This window comes from Actinomadura sp. KC216 (genome assembly GCF_004348535.1).
GTDB lineage: Bacteria > Actinomycetota > Actinomycetes > Streptosporangiales > Streptosporangiaceae > Spirillospora.
The window spans coordinates 1-8,298 of the sequence record NZ_SMJX01000347.1; the positions used below are offsets into that span (position 1 = coordinate 1).

Below are 8,298 nucleotides of genomic sequence, written 5' to 3' on the forward strand. Positions count from 1 at the left end.
CCTCCACCCCCGGCCCCATGGCCGTTCCGCCTCCTCTTCCGGACGAGCAGCCTTTTCCCTACACCCTCACCTGGGAACGTCCACCTGGTGATCCTGACGCCCATTGAGTCGGGTCAGGCTGTGGTGGCGCGGATTGCCGAATCGATGATTTGCAGGGCGCGTCCGGTTCCGTTTTCGAGTCTGATGCGTCGGCCCAATTCGGCCGCGCGATGAGTGATTTTCTCGTCCTCTAAGGCGCGCCGTAGCCTGGACGCCAGGAGCGGCGCCGTCAGCGTGCGGAACGGCAGCGGGTCGGGGCCTGCGCCCAGGGACGCGATGCGTTCGCCCCAGTACGGCTGGTCGCCGAAGAATGGGCAGACGATGGTCGGGACTCCTGCCCGGAGGCCCGCGGCCGTCGTTCCCGCGCCGCCGTGGTGTACCACCGCGGCCATTCTCGGGAACAGCCACGAATGGGGGACGTCCTGGACGGCGAACACGTGCTCGTCGGACGTTTCAGGGTCGCCCTGCACGACACCACGCACCCCCGCCAGCCGTAGCGCCGCCCGGACGGTCAGCCTCGTGACCTCGGCGTCCTCGGGCACCATGCTCCCGAACCCGACGTACACCGGCGGCGGCCCGGCCGCGAGGAAATCGACCAGGTCGGTCGGCGGCTTCCACGCGTTTTCAACGTCGTCTTCGTCGTTGTCCAGAAACCAGTAGCCCGTCATGGTGACGTGCGACGGCCAATCCTTCGGGCGCGGTACTACGACCGGGCTGAAGCACGCGAGGACGGGACCGCCGCGCGGAGGGCGGGCGCCATCGGGAAATCCGCCCCGGAGGGGCAGCCGCTTGAGGCCGAGCGCCCCGGTCCGCCAGGGATTGATGAACGGCCTCGACAACTGCCAGGCGATCTGCTCGACCGCCAGATAGCTCATCCGGTTTCCCCATCCACCGAGCAGCCGTGCCTGCGGAATGAATGGATGCGGGAACGTGCTCGTCGGCTGACTCGGCTGGAAATGGATCAAACCCCATGGGACGTTGAGGTGCTCGCCGAGATGCATTGGAAGGTAACAGAAAGTGGGGCCCAGAATGAGGTCGGCGCCTTCGCAGGCGTCCGAGCATTCGGCGAGGAGCCGTTCGGCCATCGGGCCCAGGATCCGCCGGAAGCCGTTCAGGAACCTCACCGGGTTACGGCCTCCGGCCAGCAGCTCCTGCCCGGCGTCCGATTCGAGGATCTCCGCCGGATCGGCCGTCAGCGGTGCGAGTTCCATCCCGGCGGCCGTCGCCATCGCCGCGTACCGCGCGCTCGCCACGAGCCGGACCTCGTCCCCCCGCCGCCGCAGCGCCTTCCCCAGCGCGACGCAGGGCTGGACGTCGCCCCGCGACCCGGCCGCGAAGATCACGATTCTGCTCATGTGGCCCTGCCAGGCGTCGTTGCGGCGATCGGCTGCGGAGTCGCCGCCGGTCCCGGGCCGGGGGTCCTCTTGGCGTGTTTCGGGCGCGGGCGTTCGCGGCCGCGGCGGCGGGGCAGCGTGAAGGCGCTGATCAGGCCGCCGAGCAGGACGAGGGACGCGCCGAGAACGAGTCCCGCCGCCGTCCCGTCGCGGAAGGTCTCCAGTTCGGCGGCGGTCGCGCCCCGCTCGGGGACGTGGTGGACCAGCAGGCCGATGATCGCGATACCGAAGGCGCCGGACGCCTCCCGGACCACGTTGAGGACGCCACTGGCCACCCCGGCCCGGTGCCCCGGCACGGCCTTCAGGACGTACATCACGAGCGGCATCCCCATCGCCGCGCCCACCCCGACGATCATGACGCCGGGCATCAGGTCGGCGTAGCCGTCGCCCTGCCGGAGGGTGGAGAACAGGAACATCCCCAGCGCCATCAGGGCGAGGCCGCCGCCGACGGCGGGACGGGGGCCGAGCTTGGCGGCCAGCCAGAACGCGACCGGCGTCAGCACCATGATGGCGATGGCCGGCGGCAGCATCACCAGGCCCGCCTCCGGCGGGGAGAAGCCGAGGAAGCGCTGCAGGAACGTGGCCGAATAGAAGATCATCCCGTTGAAGCCGATGCCGTAGAGCATCTGGGAGAGCAAGCCGCCGGTGAAGACGCGGTTGCGGAAGAACCGCAGGTCGATCATCGGGTCGGGGGCCCAGCGCTCCACGACGGCGAAGCAGGCGAGGGCGACGGCGGCCAGCGCGAAGACGGCGAGCACGGACGGGTCCGTCCACCCGTACCGGCCGCCGGACTCCAGCCCGTAGACGAACGCGAACAGCATCGTCGCGGAGATCAGCACGCCGGGCAGGTCAAGGCGAGCGGTGCGGGCGGCGCGAGCGGTGCTGGCGGCGCGAGCGGAGCGGGCGGCGCGGGAGTGGGCGGCGCCGGTAGGACGGTTCTTGCCCGTGCCGGTGAGGACGGCTAGGCCGAGCAGGATGACCAGCGCGCCGGGCGCGATGTTGATGAGGAAGATCCAGCCCCAGCTCCACCGCTGGACGATGAATCCGCCGATGGCGGGGCCTAGCGCGATGGCGCCTGACGCGGCGCCGACCCAGACGATCGTGCCGAGGGAGCGCTGCCTGTCCGTGCGTCCGACGGTGACCACGACCTGCGTCGCGGGCAGGGCGAGCGCGGCGCCGGCGCCCTGCACGACGCGCGCGAGGATCAGCGTCGCGGAGTCGGGGGCCAGCCCGCAGACGGCGGACGCGGCGGTGAACACCACCATCCCGGACACGAAGGTGACGCGGCACCCGTACACGTCGGCGAGCCGCCCGCCCGCGATCATGAGGCAGGAGAAGGTCAGGATGTAGCCGGACGCGACCCAGTCCTTTGCGGAGTCGGACATGCCGAGGTCGCTCATGATGGTGGGCAGGGCGTTCGCGACCACCGTGTTGTCCATGGTGATCATGAATGCGCTGACGGCCACCACCGCGAGCGCCCATCGGTACCGGCCCTGGGTCACTGCCGCCCATATTCAACGAGCAATTGTCACTATTGGTTGATATCTCGTTACTCGGCTGTGGTTCCGAGTTCCTGAACTGCCCCATCAGGCCACAATGGCCGCCCCTGAGTCTTGTCATCGCCGTGACAAGGAGGGCATGAGAAAAGTGGCCTGGATGCGCATCATGAGCCGGTCGGTGTAGGACAAAGTGGGTCCCCCGCCTCGCCGAACGATCCGGTTTCATGGGGGAACCCAGCGCATGCAGAGCAACGATCGTTCCTCCGGAGCCGCGCGGGACGGCTCCCGGATCGATGCGGAAGCGATCCGCCGGTACCTGATCGAGCAGATCGCCCGCCGCTCCGGGATCGCCGTCGCCGACGTCGATCCCGACCGTCCCCTGGAGGAGTTCGGGCTGGCCTCGCGGGACGCGGTCGCGATGGCGGGCGAGCTTGAGGAGCTGCTGGGACGTTCCCTCCCCGCCACCCTCGTCTGGGAGCACCCGACGATCGACCGGCTCTCCGCGGCGCTGGCCGGTGCGGGCGACACCGTCCCGGAATCGGCAGATGTGGAGGCGCTGCCGGAGCGGGCTGTGGCCGCGGACGATGTGCCGGTGGCCGTCGTCGGCATCGGTCTCCGCTTTCCCGGCGGCGACCGCGACCTGACCGGGCCGGAGGAATACTGGCGTTTCCTGACCGGGCGCGGCGACGCGATTCGGGAAGTGCCGGACGGGCGCTGGGACGCGTTCGACAACGGCTCCCCGGAAGCCGGCGACCTGCTCGCCAGAACGACGCGGCTCGGCGGCTTCCTCGCCGGCATCGCCGAATTCGACGCGCAATTCTTCGGCATCGCGCCGCGCGAGGCGGCGGTGATGGATCCGCAGCAGCGGCTCGTCCTGGAGGTCGCGTGGGAGGCGTTCGAGCACGCCGGGATCGCCCCGGCGTCGCTCCGCGGCAGCCGCACCGGCGTGTTCGTCGGCGTGTCCGCGCCCGAGTACGCCGCGTTCACCGCGTCCGACCTTGCCTCCCTCGAACCGTTCACCGCGACCGGCGCCGCGCTCAGCGTCATCGCGAACCGGCTGTCGTACCTGCTCGACCTCCGCGGCCCCAGCATGATCGTCGACACGGCATGCTCGTCGTCGCTGGTGTCGACGCACCTCGCGGTGCGGGCGCTGCGGAACGGCGAGGCGGACGTGGCGCTGGCGGGCGGCGTGAACGTGATGCTGTCGCCCGCGGTCACGATGACGTTCGACCTCGCGGGCGGGACGGCGGCGGACGGGCGCTGCAAGCCGTTCGACGCGTCCGCAGACGGGATGGTCCGGGCGGAGGGGTGCGGCGCCGTCGTCCTGAAGCGGCTGCCGGACGCGGTCCGGGACGGCGACCGGGTCCTCGCCGTCATCCGGGGTTCCGGCGTCAACTCTGACGGACGGTCGAACGGCCTCGTCGCCCCGAACTCGGAGGCGCAGCGGGCGCTTCTGCGGGACGTGTACACGGCGGCGGGCGTCGACACGCGAGAGGTCGACTACGTCGAAGCCCACGGGACGGGAACGTTCCTAGGCGACCCGATCGAGGCGAAAGCGCTCGGCGACGTTCTCGGCACGGGGCGTGAGTCGGATGCGCCTCTGCTGCTCGGTTCGGCCAAGTCCAACCTCGGACACATGGAGTCGGCGGCGGGCATGGCCGGGCTCATCAAGACCGTCCTGGCGTTGCATCACCGGGTCATCCCGCCGAGCGCGCATTACAAGGAGCCCAACCCTCACATTCCGTTTGACGAATTGCGTATCGCGGTCGTCGCGGAGGAGATGCCGTGGCCGGAGAGGGGGCGTCCCGCGCGCGGAGGCGTTTCCGGGTTCGGCTTTGGCGGGACGAACGCACACGTCCTCCTAGAGGAGGCGCCCGCGCAAAACCCACGGGAGACGGCTCTGCCGGGTGTCGTGAGGACGTTCCCGCTGTCCGACACCACCGACGACCGCGTACGCGACCACGCCGCCCTTCTAGCCGAGTGGCTCCCGAACCAGGAATTGAAGCTTTCTGACCTGGCGCACACTCTGCACCGGTGCAGCGCCCGCGGGCGAGCACGCGCCGCCGTCGTGGCACGAGACCGGGCGGGCCTCATCGACGGGCTGACCGCTCTCGCCGAAGGGCGTCCACACCCTGGCGTAGTGAGCGGCACGGTGCTCGGCACGCCTGGCCGCCGTCCCGTGTGGGTGTTCTCCGGGTACGGGGCGCAACGCGCAGGAATGGCGCAGCGGCTGCTGAAGGAGGAGCCCGCGTTCGCCGAAGCGATAGACGACCTGGACAAACTCTTCGCCGACGAGCACGGCCCCAACCTGTGGACGCTCCTTGAAGAGGGACGGAAACCGGACGGCGGCCCCACCGACACCATGCCGGTGCTGTTCGCGATCCAGATCGGCCTGGCCCGCATGTGGACGTCGTACGGCGTCGCGCCGGGCGCGGTCATCGGCCACTCGATGGGCGAGGTCGCGGCGGCGGTCGTCGCCGGGGCGATCACGCTGGAGGACGGCGTCCGCGTCATCTGCCGCCGCTCGCGGTTGCTGTCGCGGCTCGTCGGCGGCGGTGCGATGGCCGTCCTCGGCGCGTCCGCGGGCGAGGTCGCGCGCCTCGGGGAGGGGCTGGGCGAGGTGTACGCGGCCGTCCACGCCTCGCCGAAGCAGACCGTCGTCACGGGCGACGCCGACCAGGTCGCCGAGATCGTCCGGCGGGCGGAGGCGGAGGGACGCCTCGCCCGGACGATCCAGGCCGAGGGCGCCGGACACTCCCCGCAAGTCGACGCGCTCCTGCCCGACCTGCGCGAACTGCTCGCCGGGGTGGGCGCTCAGCGAGGTGAGCCTCTCGCTGATGGCATCAAGCTCTACACCACCGCCCTTGACGACCCCCGCGCCCTCCTGGACTCGGGCGGGTGCGGCAGCGGCCTGGGGGTTGACCATTGGGCGGCGAACCTGCGGAACGCCGTCCGGCTCACCGATGCGGTGGCGGCGGCCGCCGAGGACGGGTTCCGGACGTTCGTCGAGATCAACGCCCACCCGATCCTCGCCCACGCGGTCGCGGAGACGCTTGAGGGGACCGTTGAGGGGGCGGGCGCGCTCGTCACCCACACCCTCGAACGGGCTCCGAACGGGCACGAGACCGACGACACCCTGACTTTCCACGCCCAGCTCGCGACGCTGGCCGCGCACGGGCACGCGGTTCCGGCGCCGGTCGCCGAGCCCGCAGGCGGACGGATCATCGACGTGCCCCGGTCACCGTGGCGGCATGAGCGGCATTGGGTCGATCTGTCGGCGCGCGCATGGCCGGCCGGGCAGCGAGACGAGCAGCACCCGCTGCTCGGCGCGCACGTCGAACTGCCCGGCGAGGACAGGCACGCCTGGCGCGCCGACGTCGGGCTCGCCGCCCAGCCGTGGCTCGGCGGGCTGGCCGTCCACGGGCTGCACACCCTGCCGGTGGCGGCGTTCGCGGAGATGGCGCTGGCCGCCGGGGCGATCGCGCTCGGGACGGACGCCGTCCGCCTCGACGGCCTGCGGCTGGAGCGACCGCTACCGCTCGCGCTCGCCGGCCACACGACGGTGACGACGACGTTCGCGGAGGCGGAGCAGCGGGTGGAGGTCCACGCGCTGACACCGGCGGGCACCTGGACGCGCCTGGCCGGCGCGGACGTGGCCGTCGACCACCGCGACCCGGAATCGCCCGGCCCGGCAGCCGCCGCTACGCAGGTGGGCCCCGCCGAGCGCGGTAGCCGCCACTACAGGCTCCATCCGGAGGTCTTTCACCGCTGCCTCTCCGCCCTGGCCACCGAAGCGGGTGCGGGCGATGGGGAGTGGGTAGCCGAGGCGATCGGCTCGCTTCGCGTGTACGGGCCGACCCATCGGGGTGGGCACGTCCAGGCGACGGTGGTCCGGGACGACGACGGCGCCATGTCGGGGTCTGTGTCGCTTTTTGCAGCGGACGGCCAGCTTCTGGTTAAGGCCACGGGAATTGCCCTGCGCCGCGTGGAACGGCATGAAGTTCCGGTGCCGATCGCGGACAAACTCATCGAACACGTCTGGGACGCGTCCCCGCTCCCAAGGGCCGACACATCCGAGGGTGTGTGGGTGGTGCTGGCCGATGAGGGCGATGCGCTCGCAGCCGCGGTCTCCGATGGGCTGGAGAAACGCGGCAGGACGGTCGTACGGCATCGCTTGGCGGATTGGCCGCCCGGCGAGCACCGGCCTACGGACGGCGTCGTTCTCGTCCCGTCCGCTGACCTGGTGGACGAAGAGCTGGTCTTGACCGTCGCGCGCGTGAGCCGTTCCCTTCCGGACGGCCTCCGCCTCTACATCGCGACCTACAGGGCGGTTCCCGTGCAGGAGGGGGAGCGAGGCGAGCCCAGCCACGGTTTCGTCAGCGCGCTCACCCGGGTCCTGGCGTTTGAACGGACCGTCCAGCGGGCCACGCACGTGGACGTGGACCGTCCCGCGGATCTGGTCGAGGAACTCCTCGGTGATGGTGACGCGCGAGAGGTCGCCTGGCGCGGCGGCACACGATACGTGGCGCGGCTCGCGCGGGCCGCCCTCCCCGACGCGCCACGGCCACGGACGAAGCGGATCGTCCGGCGGGGCGGCGCCTACATGATCACCGGTGGGTACGGCGGCGTCGGCCTGGCCACGGCGCGGCTGCTCGCCGAGCGCGGTGCGGGACGCATCGTCCTGTCCGGGCGGCACGGTCCCGGCGCCGACGCCGAGAAGGTGATCGCGCGGCTGCGCGAGGAGGGCGTGGACGTCGGTGTCGTGCTCGGCGACATCGCCCTGCCCGGCACCGCCGAACGTCTCGTCCAGGTCGCGCAGGAGGGCGGCACGAGGTTGTGCGGTGTGGTGCACGGCGCCGGGGCCATCGAGGACCGGCTGATCACCGATCTGGGCGCCGACGATCTCCACAGGGTGTGGACGGCGAAGGTCGAAGGCGCGCGGCGCCTCAGCGAGGCCACCTGGGACCTCGGTCCGGGTCGCGACCTCGACTGGTTCGTGGTCCATTCGTCGGCAGCCGCCCTGCTCGGCTCGCCCGGCCAGGCCGCCTACGCCGCCGCGAACGCCGCCGCCGACGCGCTGATGGCGTACCGGAGGTCCTGCGGGCGCCCGGGAACCACCATCAACTGGGGCACATGGTCACAGGTCGGAGGAGCCGCCGACACGTCGGTCACCGCCATCGACCCGATCAGCCCGGCGGAGGGGGCCGAGGCACTGGAGGCGCTGCTCGCCCACGACCTGCCCGCGACCGGGGTGCTGCGCTTCGACCCGGTCACGGCGGTCGGGCTGTTCCCCGAGATCCGCCGCATGCCGTACTTCGCCGCGCTGACCGCGGCGGCGGACGAGGCGGGGGCGGGTGACGCGGGGG

General features: G+C 71.6%; 3 protein-coding genes. 1 reads left to right on the plus strand and 2 read right to left on the minus strand.

Annotated elements, in window-relative coordinates; genetic code table 11:
- Window positions 1-113: 113 nt before the first annotated feature.
- Window positions 114-1,394 carry a glycosyltransferase gene (locus E1264_RS36305; protein WP_132181014.1) on the minus strand — a complete coding sequence of 427 codons (1,281 nt, stop codon included), beginning with the start codon at window positions 1,392-1,394 and terminating at the stop codon, window positions 114-116.
- Window positions 1,391-2,935 carry an MFS transporter gene (locus E1264_RS36310; protein WP_132181016.1) on the minus strand — a complete coding sequence of 515 codons (1,545 nt, stop codon included), beginning with the start codon at window positions 2,933-2,935 and terminating at the stop codon, window positions 1,391-1,393. Before E1264_RS36310 ends, E1264_RS36305 begins: the two co-directional genes overlap by 4 nt.
- A 238-nt stretch (window positions 2,936-3,173) precedes the next feature.
- On the opposite strand from E1264_RS36310, the gene E1264_RS36315 reads away from it, so the two are divergent.
- The coding region (locus E1264_RS36315; RefSeq protein WP_132181018.1) for a type I polyketide synthase at window positions 3,174-8,298 on the plus strand (5,125 nt) is incomplete at its 3' end.

Bases quoted from the DNA above. Each gene is read 5' to 3' on its own strand.
- E1264_RS36305 (WP_132181014.1), bottom strand. From the start codon at position 1,394: ATGAGCAGAATCGTGATCTTCGCGGCCGGGTCGCGGGGCGACGTCCAG.